Source organism: Pseudomonas sp. SORT22 (assembly GCF_018417635.1).
Lineage (GTDB): Bacteria > Pseudomonadota > Gammaproteobacteria > Pseudomonadales > Pseudomonadaceae > Aquipseudomonas.
In genome coordinates this window covers 5,686,025-5,703,456 of record NZ_CP071007.1, presented here as the reverse complement: position 1 = coordinate 5,703,456, position 17,432 = coordinate 5,686,025, and the positions used below count along the sequence as shown (strand labels likewise).

Annotated in this window: 14 protein-coding genes; 6 read left to right on the top strand and 8 right to left on the bottom strand. The window is 64.0% G+C overall.

Annotated elements, in window-relative coordinates; translation table 11 throughout:
- The first annotated feature begins 58 nt into the window (after nucleotides 1–58).
- On the top strand, nucleotides 59–2,464 hold the full coding sequence (locus tag JYG36_RS26120; protein WP_213602743.1) for a TonB-dependent siderophore receptor: 2,406 nt from the start codon (nucleotides 59–61) through the stop codon (nucleotides 2,462–2,464).
- A 71-nt stretch (nucleotides 2,465–2,535) separates the two neighbouring features.
- Here JYG36_RS26120 and ilvD read toward each other — a convergent pair whose 3' ends face one another.
- On the bottom strand, nucleotides 2,536–4,377 hold the full coding sequence (gene ilvD / locus JYG36_RS26115; protein ID WP_093377274.1) for a dihydroxy-acid dehydratase: 1,842 nt from the start codon (nucleotides 4,375–4,377) through the stop codon (nucleotides 2,536–2,538).
- A gap of 315 nt (nucleotides 4,378–4,692) precedes the next feature.
- Between ilvD and JYG36_RS26110 the strand changes: the two genes are divergently transcribed.
- Nucleotides 4,693–6,366 carry a DUF4153 domain-containing protein gene (locus tag JYG36_RS26110; protein ID WP_045201869.1) on the top strand — a complete coding sequence of 558 codons (1,674 nt, stop codon included), beginning with the start codon at nucleotides 4,693–4,695 and terminating at the stop codon, nucleotides 6,364–6,366.
- Nucleotides 6,367–6,423: 57 nt separating this feature from the next.
- On the opposite strand, the gene JYG36_RS26105 is transcribed toward JYG36_RS26110, so the two are convergent.
- Nucleotides 6,424–7,620 (bottom strand): class I SAM-dependent rRNA methyltransferase, encoded by a 1,197-nt coding sequence (locus tag JYG36_RS26105; RefSeq protein ID WP_010222172.1) that lies wholly within the window; start codon nucleotides 7,618–7,620, stop codon nucleotides 6,424–6,426.
- A gap of 154 nt (nucleotides 7,621–7,774) precedes the next feature.
- Here JYG36_RS26105 and JYG36_RS26100 point away from each other — a divergent pair, with 154 nt between their 5' ends.
- Nucleotides 7,775–8,641, top strand: a complete 867-nt coding sequence (locus JYG36_RS26100) for an HDOD domain-containing protein (RefSeq protein ID WP_045201871.1) — start codon at nucleotides 7,775–7,777, stop codon at nucleotides 8,639–8,641.
- A 3-nt stretch (nucleotides 8,642–8,644) separates the two neighbouring features.
- A complete protein-coding gene (gene mutM / locus JYG36_RS26095; RefSeq protein ID WP_045201873.1) occupies nucleotides 8,645–9,457 on the top strand; it encodes a bifunctional DNA-formamidopyrimidine glycosylase/DNA-(apurinic or apyrimidinic site) lyase in 813 nt (270 codons plus the stop codon).
- 6 nt (nucleotides 9,458–9,463) lie between these two features.
- Here the strand turns inward: mutM and ggt are convergent, their stop codons facing one another.
- The 6 genes from ggt to JYG36_RS26065 form a co-directional block, all read right to left on the bottom strand.
- On the bottom strand, nucleotides 9,464–11,152 hold the full coding sequence (ggt, locus tag JYG36_RS26090) for a gamma-glutamyltransferase (RefSeq protein WP_213602741.1): 1,689 nt from the start codon (nucleotides 11,150–11,152) through the stop codon (nucleotides 9,464–9,466).
- Nucleotides 11,152–11,403, bottom strand: coding sequence for a YfhL family 4Fe-4S dicluster ferredoxin (locus JYG36_RS26085; protein ID WP_093377271.1), 252 nt, complete (start codon nucleotides 11,401–11,403; stop codon nucleotides 11,152–11,154). Before JYG36_RS26085 ends, ggt begins: the two co-directional genes overlap by 1 nt.
- 108 nt (nucleotides 11,404–11,511) lie before the next feature.
- Entirely contained in the window at nucleotides 11,512–11,991 is a 480-nt protein-coding gene (gene coaD / locus JYG36_RS26080) for a pantetheine-phosphate adenylyltransferase (protein WP_038997673.1), read from the bottom strand.
- 112 nt (nucleotides 11,992–12,103) lie between these two features.
- Nucleotides 12,104–13,702, bottom strand: a complete 1,599-nt coding sequence (locus JYG36_RS26075; protein WP_213602739.1) for a GMC family oxidoreductase — start codon at nucleotides 13,700–13,702, stop codon at nucleotides 12,104–12,106.
- 27 nt (nucleotides 13,703–13,729) lie between these two features.
- Nucleotides 13,730–14,263: a twin-arginine translocation pathway signal protein gene (locus tag JYG36_RS26070; RefSeq protein WP_093377265.1), complete on the bottom strand. Its 534-nt coding sequence runs from the start codon at nucleotides 14,261–14,263 to the stop codon at nucleotides 13,730–13,732.
- 25 nt (nucleotides 14,264–14,288) lie between these two features.
- The gene (locus JYG36_RS26065; RefSeq protein ID WP_213602737.1) at nucleotides 14,289–15,722 is read right to left on the bottom strand and encodes a coniferyl aldehyde dehydrogenase; all 1,434 of its coding nucleotides are present in this window, start codon (nucleotides 15,720–15,722) and stop codon (nucleotides 14,289–14,291) included.
- A gap of 150 nt (nucleotides 15,723–15,872) precedes the next feature.
- Here JYG36_RS26065 and JYG36_RS26060 point away from each other — a divergent pair, with 150 nt between their 5' ends.
- Both JYG36_RS26060 and JYG36_RS26055 read left to right on the top strand, forming a co-directional pair.
- Nucleotides 15,873–16,538 (top strand): TetR/AcrR family transcriptional regulator, encoded by a 666-nt coding sequence (locus tag JYG36_RS26060; RefSeq protein ID WP_045201895.1) that lies wholly within the window; start codon nucleotides 15,873–15,875, stop codon nucleotides 16,536–16,538.
- A 39-nt stretch (nucleotides 16,539–16,577) separates the two neighbouring features.
- Complete coding sequence (locus JYG36_RS26055; protein WP_213602735.1) at nucleotides 16,578–17,432, top strand: sulfurtransferase; 855 nt, start codon at nucleotides 16,578–16,580, stop codon at nucleotides 17,430–17,432.

The window sequence follows — 17,432 nt, the reverse complement described above, 5'->3', positions numbered from 1 at the left end:
CACTCTCAGACAGTGCGGCGCTATTCAACGACTTCGACGATTCTGGGGAGCTTCACTGATGGAACATACCACCGCCACCCGGCGCCTGCCCGGCGTGCCCACCCTGCTGAGCCTGGCCATTGCCCTGTGCTGCGGCACACTGGCAACGCCGATACTGGCCGCGCCTGCCGCGCAAGCGCAGGAGTATCGCTTCGAGATTCCGGCGCAATCGCTGGATGCAGCGCTGGCGGCTTTCAGTGCGGTTACCCGGGTGCAGGTGCTGGTCGGCGCCGAGGTCACTCAGGGCTTGCGCTCCCCGGGCATCAGCGGCAGTTATCCACAGGACCAGGCGTTGGCCCGCCTGCTGGCTGGCACCGGCCTGAGCGCCAGCTACATCGATCGCGACAGCGTGACCCTGGAAAAACGCCAGGGTGAAGAGGCGGCGCTGCAGTTGGGCGCGACCATGGTCGGCGGCAAGGTGCTTGGGGCTACTACCGAAGGCAGCCAGTCCTACACCACCGGTGCGTTGACCATCGGCAAGGGCGAACAGAAGCTCAAGGACATTCCGCAGTCGGTGTCGGTGGTCACCCGCCAGCGCCTGGACGACCAGAACATGAACAGCCTGCAGGACGCCATGCGTCAGGTGACCGGGGCGACGATCAAAAGCTACAACTCCGGCTCCAGCCTCAACGACGTGTACATGCGCGGCTTCCTGGTCGATCAGGTGCAGGTCGATGGTGTTTCGCAAATGACTGGCCAGGGCGACCTGATGACCAGCTTCGACCTGGCGATGTTCGACCGCGTCGAAGTGCTGCGCGGGCCTTCCGGCCTGTACCAGGGCGCGGGTGAACCTGGTGGCACCATCAACCTGGTGCGCAAGCGCGCCCTAGGCCAGTTCGCCCTGAGCGGCGAGCTGTCGGCAGGCTCCTACGATCATTACCACTCGACCGTCGACATCACCGGCCCGCTCAACAGCGACGGCAGCCTGCGCGGGCGCTTCGTCACCGCCTACGAAGACAACAAGTCCTTCGTCGACTACGCCCAGAACGAGCGGCCAATGGTTTACGGCCGGCTGGAATACGACGTGACCCCGGACACCACCCTATCGCTGGGCGGCGCCTATCAGAAAAACCACTCCACCCCGGCGTTCGGCCTGCCGGCGTACGCCAATGGCAAGCTGCTGGACGTCAAGCGCTCGACCTTTGTCGATGCCAAATGGAACGAACTGGACGAGCACGTCTGGGAAAGCTTCTTCGAAGTCGATCATGCCCTGGACAACGGCGGCCAGTTCAAGACCTCGCTGACCTACCGCGACGCCGAGACCCCGACCCGCAACTTCACCTGGAGCGACGGTGCGGTCGACCCGGCCACCGGCGCCAGCTCGGCCGTGGCCTATTCCTACTACACGCACATCAAGACCCTGGGCCTGGACAGCTTCGTGACCTTGCCAGTGGAAGCCTTTGGCCGTACCCACGAGCTGACGGTGGGCGCCGAATACCAGCACCTGGACAAGGACTTCACCTACGGCGGCGGAGAATACTTCGACACCAACGTGTTCGACCCGGGCAGCATCAATATCCCTAAGCAGAAGTACCAAATGGACAACGGCAACTGGTCGAAATCGCACCAGTACGGCCTCTACGCCCGCACCAAGATCAGCGCCACCGACTGGCTGGACGTGATCCTCGGCAGCCGGGTGACCTGGTTCGAAAGCGAAGCGCACAACGCCAACGCCTTCTTCAACAACTTCAACAGCACCGAGTCGAGCATCAACCGCAAGGTCATCCCCTATGGCGCGCTGGTGGCCAAACTGACCCCGGAACTGTCGGCCTATGCCAGCTACACCAGCGTGTTCAAGCCGCAGACCGATGTGAATGCCGGCGGCGAGACCATCGCCCCGCGCAAAGGCAAGCAGTACGAAATCGGCCTCAAGCGCGAGTTTTATGAGGGGCGCTTGAATGGCAGCGTGGCGCTGTTTCGCATCTACGACGAAAACCGCGCCGAGCTGGTCGCCAACAACCAGTACTACGAGCCGCAAGGCAAGATCCGTAGCCAGGGTTGGGAAACCGAGCTGAGCGGCAACCTCACCGACAACTGGAGCATCAGCACCGGCTACGCCTTCACCATGCTCAAGTCGCTGAGCGGCGAAGACACCAACCAGGGCACCACCATCACCCCCAAGCACAACTTCAACCTGTGGACGCGCTACGAGTTCGCCGATGGCCCGTTGAAGGACTTCAGTGTCGGTGGCGGGCTACGGGCGGTGAGCGCCACCTACTACAAGCGTGACGTCGACTTCGTCCAGGGCGGCTACAGCATTGCCACGGCCCAGGTAGGGTACAAAATCAACCAGAACCTGTCGGCAACGCTGACGGCCAACAACCTGTTCGATCGTACCTACTATGAGCGGGTGGACAGTTCGTGGGGGTCGAACTTCTATGGCGAACCGCGCAACCTGACCTTTACTGTACGGGCCAAGTACTGAGTTGAGGCCATCGCGGGGCAAGCCCGCTCCCACACCTGTGGGAGCGGGCTTGCCCCGCGATGCTTTTCTGCTTACAGCCCGTCGAGCAGTGCCTTGTTACGTACCGCGCCCTTGTCGGCGCTGGTCGCCAGCAGGGCGTAGGCCTTGAGCGCCGTGGTCACTTTGCGTGGGCGCGCTTCGACCGGCTTCCAGCCTTTCTTGTCTTGCTCGACACGGCGCGCCGCCAGCTCTTCATCGCTGACCAGCAGGTTGATCGAGCGGTTGGGGATGTCGATCAGCACCTTGTCGCCGTCCTGCACCAAGCCGATAGCGCCGCCGGCTGCGGCTTCTGGCGAAGCGTGGCCGATCGACAGGCCCGAGGTGCCGCCAGAGAAACGGCCGTCGGTGAGCAGGGCGCAGGCTTTGCCCAGGCCCTTGGACTTGAGGTACGAGGTCGGGTAGAGCATCTCTTGCATGCCCGGGCCGCCTTTCGGGCCTTCGTAGCGGATGATGACGATGTCACCGGCCTTCACTTCGTCAGCAAGGATGCCGCGCACGGCGCTGTCCTGGCTTTCGAAGATCTTGGCGTTGCCTTCGAAGACGTGGATCGACTCGTCGACGCCGGCGGTTTTCACCACGCAGCCGTCCAGGGCGATGTTGCCGTACAGCACGGCCAGGCCGCCTTCTTGCGAGTAGGCGTGCTCGACGCTGCGGATGCAGCCGTTTTCACGGTCGTCGTCCAGGCTCGGCCAGCGGGTCGACTGGCTGAACGCGGTCTGGGTCGGAATACCGGCCGGGCCCGCCTTGAAGAAGTGGTGCACCGCTTCGTCGCTGGTCTGGGTGATGTCCCACTTGGCGATGGCTTCTTCCATGCTCGGGCTGTGCACGGTCGGCAGGTCGGTGTGCAGCAGGCCGCCACGGGCCAGCGAGCCGAGGATGCTGAAGATGCCGCCGGCGCGGTGGACGTCTTCCATGTGGTACTTCTGGATGTTCGGCGCCACTTTGCACAGCTGCGGCACTTTGCGCGACAGGCGATCGATGTCGCGCAGGTCGAAAGCGATCTCGGCTTCCTGGGCGGCGGCCAGCAGGTGCAGGATGGTGTTGGTCGAACCGCCCATGGCGATGTCGAGCATCATGGCGTTCTCGAACGCCTTGAAGTTGGCGATGTTGCGCGGCAGTACGCTCTGGTCGTTGTCGCCGTAGTAGCGCTTGCACAGCTCGACGATGGTGCGCCCGGCCTGCAGGAACAGCTGTTCGCGGTCGCTGTGGGTGGCCAGGGTCGAACCGTTGCCCGGCAGAGCCAAGCCCAGGGCTTCGGTCAGGCAGTTCATCGAGTTGGCGGTGAACATGCCGGAGCACGAACCGCAGGTCGGGCAGGCGCTGCGCTCGTACTCGGCGACTTTTTCATCGCTGGCAGTGGAGTCGGCGGCAATGACCATGGCATCGACCAGGTCCAGGCCGTGGCTGGCCAGTTTGGTCTTGCCGGCTTCCATCGGCCCGCCAGAAACGAAGATCACCGGGATGTTCAGGCGCAGGGCGGCCATCAGCATGCCGGGGGTGATCTTGTCGCAGTTGGAGATGCAGACGATGGCGTCGGCGCAGTGGGCGTTGACCATGTACTCGACCGAGTCGGCGATGATCTCGCGGCTTGGCAGCGAATAGAGCATGCCGTCATGGCCCATGGCGATGCCGTCGTCGACCGCGATGGTGTTGAATTCCTTGGCCACGCCACCGGCGCGTTCGATCTCGCGAGCCACCAGCTGGCCGAGGTCCTTCAGGTGCACGTGGCCCGGGACGAACTGGGTGAACGAGTTGGCGATGGCGATGATCGGTTTCTTGAAGTCTTCGTCCTTCATCCCGGTGGCACGCCAGAGGGCGCGGGCGCCGGCCATATTGCGGCCGTGGGTGGACGTTTTCGAGCGGTAATCAGGCATGAAGCACTCCTGGCGGCTAATCAGGTAACAAAAAGGGGAGTGAGCTTCTCTTGTCCTTTGCACCGAAGGCAGGTGGCCGCTGGTACGGATGAAGCCAAGATCGCCGCGGGATCGCCGTGCGCTCGGCCAGAGCTCATAAACCCGCCGGGGATGACTGGCGATGAATAGCCCGATTCTACACCGCTGCGGCCTTGAGGGAATGGCGTTGTGATAATTGGCCGTTGGCGCAGCCCGCAAGGTAAAGGCCTTGGCGTCGGCTGCCAGGCTTTGGGTAGACTTGCGCGCTTCGCACCCCACTGGCCAAAAGGATTTGCAATGCCTGCGATAAGTCGATCTTTACTGTTCTACCTGGCCATTGGCCTGCTGCAAGGCCTGGTGTTCCTCTTCGCCAGGCACATCCAGATTGATATCGCCGGGCTGCCATTTGGCCTGTGCGCCGCCGTGCTGGTGGCCGGGGTCAACCTGCAACTGCTCGGCAGTGCGGTGTTGCAACGCGGTACCGCCTGGCTGGTCCTGGGCCTGACGCTGCTGATCGGCTTTATCAGCAGCTGGACCTTCAGCCAGGACACCCTGGGCTGGGTCTGGCAGAGCTCATGGCTGGCCGCGGTTGTGGTGACCTACATCGGCACCGCCTTCATCCTCAGCTGGCCGACCCGCGAAGGGCTGCGGCCGCGTTATGAAGACCTGTTCCGGCATGCCTGGAACAACATCTTCATCGTCCTCCTGGCGCTGCTGTTCACTCTGTTGTTCTGGCTGCTGCTGTGGCTGTGCGGGCGCCTGTTCCTGATGCTCGGCATCCCCCAGGTCGAAGATGTGCTGACCTCGGCGCCAGTGGTGCGTATCGGTCTGGCTGTGGTGTTCTCCCTGGGGATGCGCATGGGCCTGGAGAACGAAAAGGTCATCGGCCTGTTGCGCGGTGTGCTGCTGACCCTGTGCCGTGTGTTGCTGCCACTGAGCGCACTGATCGCCTTGCTGTTCAGCCTGATGCTGCCGTTTACCGGGTTGCAGCCGATCTGGAACACCGGCTACTCGACCACCATCCTGCTGTTGCTGGTGGCCATCAACCTGTTTTTGGTCAACGGCGTGTTCCAGGATGGCCATCAGGCCAATCCCTATCCGGGTGTGCTCAAGCGCCTGGTCGAGGCCTGCTTGCTGTGCTTGCCGGTGCTGGTGGCGTTGGCGGGCTATTCAAGCTGGTTGCGGGTGAATCAGTACGGCCTGACGCCTGAGCGTATTCTCGCCCTGTTGCTGATTGGTGTGATGCAGGTGCACAGCCTTGCTGCGCTGTGGGCGGTGTTCGCCTCGGGCAAGGGCTGGCTCAATAGCCTGCGGGTCAGTAACCCGTGGATTGCCCTGCTCAGCGCGGTGCTGGTGGTGCTGTTCTATACCCCGCTGCTGAACCCTTTGCAGCTCAGTGCCAACAACCAGGTCGAGCGCTTGCTTAGCGGGCGCACCGCGATCCAGGAATTCGATGCCAGAACCTTGTATCACGGCCTGGGCAAGCCGGGACGTGAGGCGTTCACGGCGCTGCAAGAGCGGCTCAAGACTGACGAGCTGTTCGACGCTGAAGGGCGCAAGAGGCTGCAGTGGATCATGGAAGAATCCCACGCGCGGTACGGCGAAGACACTCGCGGGCCGAAACTGGAATGGTTGGGCCCCGAGCAGCCTGGCAGCGAGGCGTTCGCCAAGATGGTCATGGCCGAGACTCAATGCACCGGCAGGGGCTGCTTTTTGTGGGGCGTGGACATGGATGGCGACGGGCGCAACGAAGTGTTGATGATCCCGCGGCACACCTACGCATCCAGCGTTTTTCTGTTTGCCCGCGAGGGCAAGGGTGAGTGGCGCGAAGTCGGTAGCCTGCACAGTATTCGCGATAACACCGAGCGCCTGGTTCAGCTGATCCGCCATGGCCAGATGAAACCGGTGATGCCGCGCTACAAGACGCTGACCATTGATGGTGTCGACCTGACCTGGCAGCCCAACCGCTAGCGTCTTGCAGGCGAAAAAATCCCGGCACCAGGCCGGGATTTTTTATTGCACCCCGCCTTAGCTGTTGGGCAGCAGGCGGCAGGTGATGCTCTTGATGTAGCGGGTTTCCGGGATCGCCGGGTGCACCGGGTGATCCGGGCCCTGGCCGCCGCGCTCGAGCAGCTGGATGTTGCGGTCCAGGTGACGGGCGCTGGTCAGCAGGATGTTCTGCAGGTCGTCTTCAGGCAGGTGCATCGAGCACGATGCGCTGACCAGAATGCCGTCCTTGGTCAGCAGGCGCATGGCTTGCTCGTTCAGGCGGCGGTAGGCGCCTTCGCCGTTTTTCAGGTCTTTCTTGCGCTTGATGAAGGCGGGCGGGTCGGCCACGATCACGTCGAAACGCTCTTCGGAGGCCTTGAGCTCTTTCAGCGCTTCGAACACATCGCCTTCGATGCAGGTCAGCTTCTCGGCAATGCCGTTGAGCCCGGCGTTACGCTCGACGCCGTCCAGAGCGAAGCCCGAGGCATCGACGCAGAACACTTCGCTGGCACCAAAGGCACCGGCCTGCACGCCCCAGCCGCCGATGTAGCTGAACAGGTCGAGCACGCGCTTGCCCTTGACGTACGGCGCCAGGCGCGCGCGGTTCATGCGGTGGTCGTAGAACCAGCCGGTCTTCTGGCCTTCCATGACCGGCGCCTCGAACTTCACGCCGTTCTCTTCCAGGGCCACCCACTCCGGCACCAGGCCGAACACGGTTTCAACGTAACGGCCCAGGCCTTCGGCGTCGCGCGCGGCCGAGTCGTTCTTGAACAGGATGCCGGTGGGCTTGAGCACCTGGACCAGCGCGGCAACCACGTCATCCTTGTGCTGTTCCATGGTCGCCGAGGCGAGCTGGACCACCAGGATATCGCCGAAACGATCGACCACCAGGCCCGGCAGCAAGTCGGAATCGCCGTACACCAGGCGGTAGAACGGCTTGTCGAACAGACGCTCGCGCAGCGACAGGGCTACGTTGATGCGGTGCACCAGCAGCGATTTGTCCAGGGCCAGCTTGGCGTCACGTGACAGCAGGCGGGCGCAGATCAGGTTGTTCGGGCTCATGGCGACGACGCCCAGGGCCTTGCCGCCGGCGGTCTCGAGGATCGCCTGGTCACCGGCCTTGAAGCCATGCAGCGGGGTCGCGGCGACGTCGATTTCGTTGCTGTAGACCCACAGGTGGCCGGCGCGCAGGCGGCGGTCGGCATTGGCTTTGAGACGAAGGCTGGGCAGGGACATGACGTCGCTCCGGGAAAAAAGAGCGGGATTATAACCCGATGCCTGACGCCTCGATGGGGAATAGCGACAAATTGCAACAGAGCGATGGCCTTTAGCTTCACCGCTGGCCAGTACGATCAGGTTAGAATCGCCGCTCAGCCCCGAGTGTGTACTTATGTCCCAGGAACTCTCCGCCGAACAGATCCAGCATGCCCTGCAAGGCATCAGCGTACCGCCGCAGCCGCAGATCATGGTTGACCTGCAGTTCGAGCAATACATGCCCGACCCTGACCTGGAGGTGATCGCCAAGCTGATCTCCCAGGACCCGGGCCTGTCCGGCGCGCTGCTCAAGCTGGTCAACTCGCCGTACTACGGCCTGACCAACAAGATCGCCTCGATCCAGCGCGCGGTGAACCTGCTCGGCAGCCGCTCGATCATCAACCTGATCAACGCCCAGTCGATCAAGGGCGAGATGAGCGACGACACCATCGTCACCCTCAACCGTTTCTGGGACACCGCCCAGGACGTAGCCATGACCTGCCTGACCCTGGCCAAGCGCATCGGCTCGCAGGCGGTGGACGAAGCCTATGCCCTGGGCCTGTTCCACGATTGCGGCGTGCCGTTGATGCTCAAACGCTTCCCCGAGTACATGAGCGTGCTCGAGGATGCCTACGCCAGCGCCGGTGCCGAGCAGCGGGTGGTCGACACCGAGAACCAGGTGTTCAACACCAACCACGCGGTGGTCGGTTACTACACCGCCAAGTCGTGGCGCCTGCCCGAGCACCTGAGCAACGCCATCGCCAACCATCACAACGCCCTGGCGGTGTTCAGCGATGACTCGGCGCGCAACAGCCAGCTGAAAAACCTGCTGGCGATCCTGAAAATGGCCGAGCACATCTGCGCTTCGTACCGGGTGCTGGGCAACCAGAGCATCGACCACGAATGGAATACCGTCGGGCACCTGGTGCTCGATTATGTCGGCCTGTCCGAGTATGACTTCGAGAACCTCAAGCAGACCATTCGCGAACTGGGCGGTCACTGATCCATGCCGGAATTGCCAGAAGTCGAAACCACCCGGCGCGGTATTGCGCCCTACCTGGAGGGCCAGCGGGTCAGCCGGGTAATCGTGCGCGACCGGCGCCTGCGCTGGCCGATCCCCGAGGACCTCGACATTCGCCTTTCCGGGCAGCGCTTCGTCAAGGTCGAGCGGCGCGCCAAGTACCTGCTGCTCAATGCCGAAGTGGGCACCCTGATCAGCCACCTGGGCATGTCCGGTAATTTGCGCCTGGTCGAGATTGGATTGCCGGCGGCCAAGCACGAGCATGTGGATATCGAACTGGAGTCGGGCCTGGCCTTGCGCTACACCGACCCGCGGCGCTTCGGCGCGATGCTCTGGAGCCTCGATCCGCTCAACCATGAGCTGCTGATCAAGCTCGGCCCGGAGCCATTGACCGATCTGTTCGACGGCGAGCGGTTGTTCCAGCTGTCGCGGGGCAAGTCGATGGCGGTCAAGCCGTTCATCATGGACAACGCGGTGGTGGTCGGGGTTGGCAATATCTATGCAACCGAGGCGCTGTTCGCTGCCGGTATCGACCCGCGCCGCGAAGCCGGGGGCATTTCCCGGGCGCGCTACCTGAAGCTTGCGATCGAGATCAAACGCATCCTCGCCTGCGCCATCGAGCGCGGCGGCACCACCTTGCGCGACTTTATCGGCGGCGACGGCCAGCCGGGCTACTTCCAGCAGGAACTGTTCGTCTACGGGCGCGGGGAAGAGCCGTGCAAGGTCTGCGGCAGCATCCTGCGTGAGGTCAAGCTTGGCCAGCGCGCCAGCGTCTACTGCCCGCGCTGCCAGAAGTGAAGGTGCTCAGCGCGGGCTGAGCACTTGCGCGGCGCCCACGCCGCGGGGGTCGCTGGCGGCTTCGAGGGTTTGCCCGGCCTTGTCCCAGTACAGCACTTGCTGATTGCCATAGCTGCGGCCCAGGTCCTTGAGCGGGTAGCCGCGTGCTTGCAGCTCGCGCTGCTGCCCGGTGCTGAAAGCCCCCGGTTCGTGCTCGACCACATCGGGCAGGTACTGGTGGTGATAGCGCGGCACCGCCGGCCATTCGGCCACCGGCCGGCCCTCAAGAAAGCCCATCATCGACAGCAGCACCATGCTCGGAATACGGCTGCCGCCCGGCGTGCCGAAGGCGGCGAACTGGGTCGGGCTCTCGATAAAGCTCGGGCTCATGCTCGACAGCGGCCGTTTGCCGGCGGCCACGGCATTGGCCTGGCTGCCGGCCAGGCCGTAACTGTTGCTGCCACGCGGGTCGGCGGCAAAGTCGTCCATTTCGTTGTTCAGCACCACGCCGGTGCCCGGGGCAGTAAACGCGGCGCCGAACGGCAGGTTGACCGACAGCGTCGCGGCCACGGCATTGCCGTCAGCGTCGATCACTGCAAAGTGGGTGGTGTGATCGCCCTCGCGCCAGGCCGGGGCGGGGGGCAGGCTGCTGCTGGGCGTGGCCTGGCGGACGTCGATGCTGTCGGCCAGCGACGTCAGGTAATTACGCGCGAGCAGCTGTGGTATCGGATTGCTGACGTAGTCCGGATCGCCGAGCAGGCCGCGGTCACGGTAGGCCCGGCGCAATACTTCCAGTACGTAATGGCTGCGCTGTACAGGCTCGGCGCTCTGCCAGGGCAGGCGCTGCAGCATCGCCAGGCTCTGGGCCAGGGCCACGCCACCGGCCGAGGGCGGCGGGGCGCTGATCAGTTCGCGTTGATTGGCCAGTTGGTAGCGCAGCGGCTCGCGTTTGGCGGTGCGGTAGTTGGCCAGGTCATCCAGGCTCCAGATCCCGCCCGCGGCCTGTACCCCCTGCACCATGGCCTGGGCGGTCGGGCCGGCATAGAAACCGTCGCGGCCCTGGCTGGCGATACGTTCAAGGGTTATGGCCAGTTGCGGTTGGCGGATTTTAGCGCCCAGGGCCGGCACTTCACCGTTGATCAGGAACAGACGGGCGCTTTCTGGATCGTCGCGCAGTGCGCTCAAGCGCATCTGCGCGCGGTCGCGATAGATGCGGTCGACGGCAAAGCCCTGGTTGGCCAGGCGAATAGCCGGGGCCAGGGTACTTTTCAGTGGCAGCTTGCCGTAATGGGCAGCAAGGTCGGCGAGGGCTGCCGGCAAGCCGGGAATCGCCGCCGCCAGCGGGCCATTGATCGACAAGCCCGGCTGGACCTTGCCGTCCTTGAGGTACATGGCTTCGCTGGCCTTGCCAGGTGCGCGCTCGCGGGCATCGATAAAGGCATAGCGGGCGGGTGTGTCGCCCTCGCGCAGCAGGAAGAAGCCGCCGCCGCCCAGGCCTGAACCATAAGGCTCGACCACCGCCAGCGCGGCGCTGACGGCAATGGCGGCGTCAAAGGCGTTACCGCCCTGCTCGAGAATTTCACGTGCGGCGGCAGTCGCGTCGCTATGCGGCGTGGCAATCGCCGCGCGGCCCGGGCCTTGTGCCTGGGCACTGACCATCCCCAGCGCCAGTACGGCGCCAAGGACCAGCGGGGCAAGCCGGGCGACGAACGGCATCAGGCCTTGCCGGTAATTCGGCGGTATTTTTCCATCAGCTGCTCTTCGCTCTCCGGATGCGCTTCATCCAGCGGGATGCAGTCAACCGGGCAGACTTGCTGGCATTGCGGCTCGTCGTAGTGGCCGACGCACTGGGTGCACAGGTTGGGGTCGATCACGTAGATCTCTTCGCCTTGAGAGATCGCAGCGTTCGGGCACTCGGGTTCGCAGACGTCGCAGTTGATGCAATCGTCGGTGATGATCAGGGACATGGGGACTCCGGCCAGGGCTCAGAACCCGGGCATTTGAAAACCAATGGGCACAATTGTGCCGCATTAGCGCCCGCAGTGCACGCGGGCGCCATGGTCAAATCACCGATGTCACTTCTTGAAGCGTTCGGTCAGGGCCTCGGCCACCACCGGGTGGACGAATTTAGTGATGTCACCGCCCAGCGCCGCGATTTCCCGGACCAGGGTCGAGGAAATGAACGAATAGCGCTCTGAAGGGGTGAGGAACAGGCTCTCGACGTCGGGCGCCAGTTGGCGGTTCATGTTCGCCAGCTGGAACTCGTACTCGAAGTCTGAAACAGCCCGCAGGCCGCGCAGGAACACATTGGCCTGCTGTTCCTTGGCGAAATGCGCCAGCAAAGTGGAGAAGCCGATGACTTCGACATTGGGCAGGTGCTTGGTGACCTCGCGAGCCAGTTCCACCCGTTGCTCCAGCGGGAACAGTGGGTTTTTCTTCGGGCTGGCGGCGACCGCAATGATCACCTGGTCGAACAGCCGCGAGGCACGCTCGACCAGATCGCCATGGCCCTTGGTAATAGGGTCGAAAGTACCTGGGTACAACACTCGGTTCATCGCGTCGTCCTGGCAGGAGTGCGTTGGGGAGTCGGATGGTATCGCAGCAGTGGCGGTCGGCCAAGTCGCCCGACCACGCTGAAGGCACTATAGACAGTGCGGCCATTTGTTGTCATCTGCCAGCCACCAGGCGCGCGGCCAGGGCGTCGCTGAGCCGGGCACTGAGGCCGTACACCGACAATTGCGGGTTGGCGCCGATGCTGGTGGGGAACAGCGAGCCGTCGTGAATCGACAGGTTTTCCAGCTGATGGTGCCGGCCCAGGCTGTCGCACACCGCCTGGCGCGGGTCTTCGCCCATGGCGCAGCCGCCCATGACATGGGCGCTGCCCAGGCGGGTACGAAACAGTTCAAGGTTCAGGCCGTCGATCATCTGCCGCGCCTCGGCCAGGTTTTTTGCATGGCGGGCATCGCTGTGCACCGGCATCACGCTGTCGGCGCCAGCGGCGAACTGGATCTCGGCCATGCTCTGGAAAGCCCGGCGCACGCCGTCCCAGGCATAGGCCGACAGCGGGTAGTCGAGCACCGGCGAGCCATCGCCGCGCAACTGCACCTCGCCGCCGACGCTGTCGGGGTGAAAACCGTCGCGCAGCAGGGCGAGCATCACGTGGGTGTGCGGCAGTTGCTCCATGCGCAGGGCGTTGTCCTTGCCGAAGCTGCCCAGCAAGGTGCTGGCCAGCGCCGGGTGCAGGGGCGGCACCTCGAGCTTGTAGCCGATCGGCCCGTTGACGCCGTCGCGCCACTGGAAATGGTCGGAGTAGATCGACTGCGGCGCGCCGTAGAACGGATTGACCTTGTCCTTGAACAGCCCGGCGCTGAAGTTGACCAGGTGCAGGAAGGTCCGCTTGCCCAGGCGCTCATGGGGGTCCGGAGCGTCCGAGCGCAGCAGCAGGCCGGGGCTGTTGATGCCGCCACCGGCAAGGATGTAATGCCGGGCCTTGACCCGGATCTGCCGGCCAGTGGGCTCGACGCAGCGCGCGTCCATGGCCACGCACTGCAGGCCGCTGATCTGTTCGCCGTTGTGTTCCAGGCGCTCGGCGCGGGCCAGGTACAGCAGCTCGCCGCCGTGCTCAAGGGTCGCCGGGATGCTGGTGACCAGCATCGACTGCTTGGCGTTGACCGGGCAACCCATGCCGCAATAGCCCAGGTTCCAGCAGCCGCGCACGTTGCGCGGGATCACTTTCCAGCTGTAGCCCAGCGCTTCGCAGCCGCGGCGCAGTGCTTCGTTGTTGGCGTTGGGCGGCATGATCCATGGCTCGATACCCAGGCGCTGTTCCATGCGTGCGAACCAGGGCGCCAATTCGGCGCTGCTCAGGCCTTTTACCCCGTGTTCGCGGGCCCAGTGCTCCAGGGTTGGCGCGGGGGTGCGAAAGCTCGAGGTCCAGTTGATCAGGGTAGTGCCGCCGACTGCGCGGCCTTGCAGGATGGTGATGGCGCCGTCCTTGCTCATACGCCCGATGCCTTCCTGGTAGAGGCTGGCGTAGGCCTGGTCTTCGAGCATGTGAAAGTCGCTGCTGGTTTTCAGCGGGCCTTCTTCGATGAGCAGTACCTTGAAGCCTGCAGCACTGAGCAGCTCGGCACTGGTGGCGCCGCCGGCGCCGCTGCCGATAATGGCGATGTCGGTTTCAAGGCTCAGGTCCTGGTCCAGGCGCGAGGCATCACGGGTTTTCCAGCCACGGCCAAGGCCGTCGCGAAACAGGTCGGGTACGGGCATGTTCAGCCTCTTGTGGTTATCGGTGGATCAGACCTTGGGTGGCCCTGGGTAGCCGCAATGGGCCCAGGATTGCGGCAGTTCGTACCAGGCCATGTGCAGCAGTTGCAGCAGCGAGGCATGGCCCATGCGCAGCAGGTTCAGCGAGCTGTCCTGCCAGCGCTGCAAAAAGGCTTCGATCTGCACACTGCTGGCGTTGTCCCAACTGCCCCAGATGCCGGTCAACGGCCCGCGGGTGAGCGTCATGGCGAGCACGTCGAACAGTTGCCGGGTCAACTTGAGCATGGCCGGCGACAGCGCGGCGAGCTTGTTGTCCAGCCCGCGCAGCAAGGCTTCGCGGTTGTCCGCCGCCTGGGTGCCAGCCAGGACTACCGGAATCAGCGCGTGGAGGATCGGCAAGTCGTTTTCGCGCAGGGTAATGAAGCCGCTGGCCGGTGTTTGCGCCGAGCAGCCGCTAAGGCTGGCGCCCAACCCGGCGGTGGCAAGCAAGGCGCTGGCGCCGAGGCTGAACTTGAGCAGCCCACGCCGGCTCAGCGCGGGGTTTACAGGCAGGCTTGTGGTCATTGTTATCAGGCCCGAGGGTGGTTTTTCAGCGAATGAACAGTGTGTACACCAGCTTGAGCAGCCCCTTGCCGTAAGGCGGGTAGATCAGCCGCGCGGCGTTGAAACGCTGCTTGGCGAACACCGCCTTGGCCTTGCTGAAGGTCAGGAAACCTTCATGGCCGTGGTAATGGCCCATGCCCGAGGGGCCAATGCCGCCGAACGGCAGGTCGTCCTGGGCGACGTGCAACAGGGTGTCGTTGAGGCACACGCCGCCAGAGTGGGTCTGTTCCAGTACCCGTTGCTGCTCGCTGCGCTCGTAGCCGAAGTAATACAGCGCCAGTGGGCGCGGGCGTTGATTGATGTAGGCCAGCGCCTGGTCGAGGCTGTCGTAGGGCACCAACGGCAGCAGCGGGCCGAAGATTTCGTCCTGCATCACGCGCATGTCGTCGCTGACTCCGAGCAGCAGGTGCGGCGGCAGGCGCCGGCCATGGCGTGGCTCTTGTGGGTACAGGTCGATGATCTCGGCGCCCTTGCTGCGGGCATCCTCGAGATAACTCTCCAGGCGGGCCAGGTGGCGCGGGTTGATGATCGCGCTGTAGTCCGGGTTGTCGGCCAGGGTCGGGTAAAAGCGCCGCACGACGTCGCGGTAGGCCGTGGCGAAGTCCCCCAGGCGATCACGTGGCACCAGCACGTAGTCGGGAGCCACGCAGGTCTGGCCGGCGTTGAGGGTCTTGCCGAAGGCGATGCGTTCGGCGGCGTCGGCCAGCGGCACGCTGGCCGAGACAATGGCCGGCGATTTGCCGCCCAGTTCCAGGGTCACTGGCGTTAGGTTGTGCGCGGCGGCGAGCATCACCTGGCGGCCGACGCTGGTGGCCCCGGTAAACAGCAGGTGATCGAACGGCAGGCGCGAGAAGGCCTGGGCAACGTCGGCCTCACCCAGCACCACGCTGACCAGGTCTTCGGGGAAGATCTTGTCGAGCAGTTGCTGGAGCAACAGGCCGGTCGCCGGGGTTGCTTCGCTGAGCTTGAGCATTACCCGGTTGCCGGCGGCCAGGGCGCAGGTCAGCGGGCCGATGGCAAGAAACAGCGGGTAGTTCCACGGCACGATGATGCCGACCACTCCCAGCGGTTGGTACTGGACCTCGGCGCTGGCCGGCTGGAAGGCCAGGCCGACCTTGCGCCTGGAGGCTTTCATCCACTGCTTGAGGTGCTTTTCGCCATGGCGCAGGCCCTGAATGCTCGGCATCAATTCGGCCAGCAGGGTTTCGTTGGCGCTACGGCCAGAGAAATCCTCGTTGATCGCTGCGATCAACGCGTCCTGTTGCTCCAGCAGGGCTTCGCGCAGGCTTTTCAGCCATTGCCGGCGCTGTGGCGCAGAGGGCAGGGGGTTGCCGGCAAAGGCCTGGCGCTGGGTGGCGAACACCGCGTCAAGGGCGGCGAATTCGGTGGGCGGCAGGGAGCGAGTAGCGTCGGCGAGCATGCGAAACTCCACGGCAAGGCAGGTTTTCTAGAGCATATACTCTAATATGTGCCCGGTGCGACTGTTTTTCACAGCGCCTGCGGGTACATACCGGTGTGGATACACCGTAAGATGGACCTATTCATTCAAGCTCAACGCCTGGAATTGATCATGGCCCCGCGTATCAAGACCCGCGAGCGCATCGTGCAGAACAGCCTGGAGCTGTTCAACCAGCAGGGCGAGCGCAGTGTCAGCACTAACCACATTGCCGCGCACATGGAGATTTCGCCCGGCAACCTGTACTACCACTTCGCCAACAAGCAGGAAATCATCGCCGTGCTCTTCACCCAGTATGAAGAGCTGGTGGAAAGCTTTTTGCGCCCGCCCCAGGGGCGTGTTGCAACAGTCGAAGACAAGCGCTTCTACCTCAAGGCGTTGCTGGCGGCGATGTGGAACTACCGCTTTCTGCACCGCGACCTGGAACACCTGCTCGACAGCGACAAGGAACTGGCCGCCCGTTACCGGCGCTTCTCCCAGCGCTGCCTGCTGCAGGGCCAGGCGATCTACCGCGGCTTTGTCGAGGCCGGCATCGTCGAGATGGACAGCGTGCAGATCGAGTCGCTGACCCTCAATGCCTGGATCGTGCTTACGTCCTGGGTGCGTTTTCTCTGTACCACTCGCGAAAATTCCGCGCACTTGAGTGAAGAAGCCTTCAAGCGCGGTGTCTATCAGGTATTGGTGCTGGAGCTTGGCTTCGTCACCGCCAAGGCGCGCCCCGCCGTCGACGCCTTGTGCCAGGAGTTCTACGTTTCGCTTAACCAGGCGCTGGAGCAATAACGCCCGGGCCTTATCCGTTCAATCGTTCAGGAGACTGTCATGCCCCTCGCGCAACTGATCACCGCCCAGCAATTGGCCGAACGCCTGGAGGCGCCGGCGCTGGTGATTCTCGATTGCCGTTTTGCCCTGGAAGACATCGATTATGGTCAGCGCAGTTATGCCGAGGGGCATATTGCCGGGGCGCACTTTGCCGACCTTGAGCGCGACCTCAGCGGGCCGATCATCAAGGGCGTGACCGGCCGCCACCCGTTGCCGGACCCGGAGCGTCTGGTCGAGCGCCTGCGGGACTGGGGCATCGACAACGACAGCGAAATCGTCCTCTACGACGACGGTCCAGGTGCCTTCGCGGCCAGGGCCTGGTGGCTGCTGGCCTGGCTGGGCAAGCGCAGTGGTGTATTCATCCTCGATGGCGGCCTCAAGGCCTGGCACGCGGCCGGGCTGCCGCTGAGCCTCGATCCGCCGGTCAGGCGCGAAGGCAACTTCAGTGGTGAGCCGGACGCCAGCCTGGTGCTGGATGCTGCGCAGTTGGGCGAGCGCCTGGGCAAGCCGGAGCTTACGTTGATCGATGCCCGTGGCCTGCCGCGCTTTCGCGGCGAGGTCGAGCCGATCGATCCGGTGGCCGGGCATATTCCCGGTGCACAATGCGCAGCCTTTACCGACAACCTCGGCGCCGACGGGCGGTTTCTGCCGGCCGAGCAGCTCAACCAGCGCTTTGCCCAGAAGCTGGACAAGCGTTCGCCAGAGCAACTGGTCGCTTACTGCGGGTCGGGGGTGACGGCTTGCCACAACCTGTTTGCCCTGGCGCTGGCGGGGTATCCGCTGGGCAAGCTGTATGCGGGCTCGTGGAGTGAGTGGATTACCGACTCCAAGCGGGCGGTGGCCACTGGCGACTGA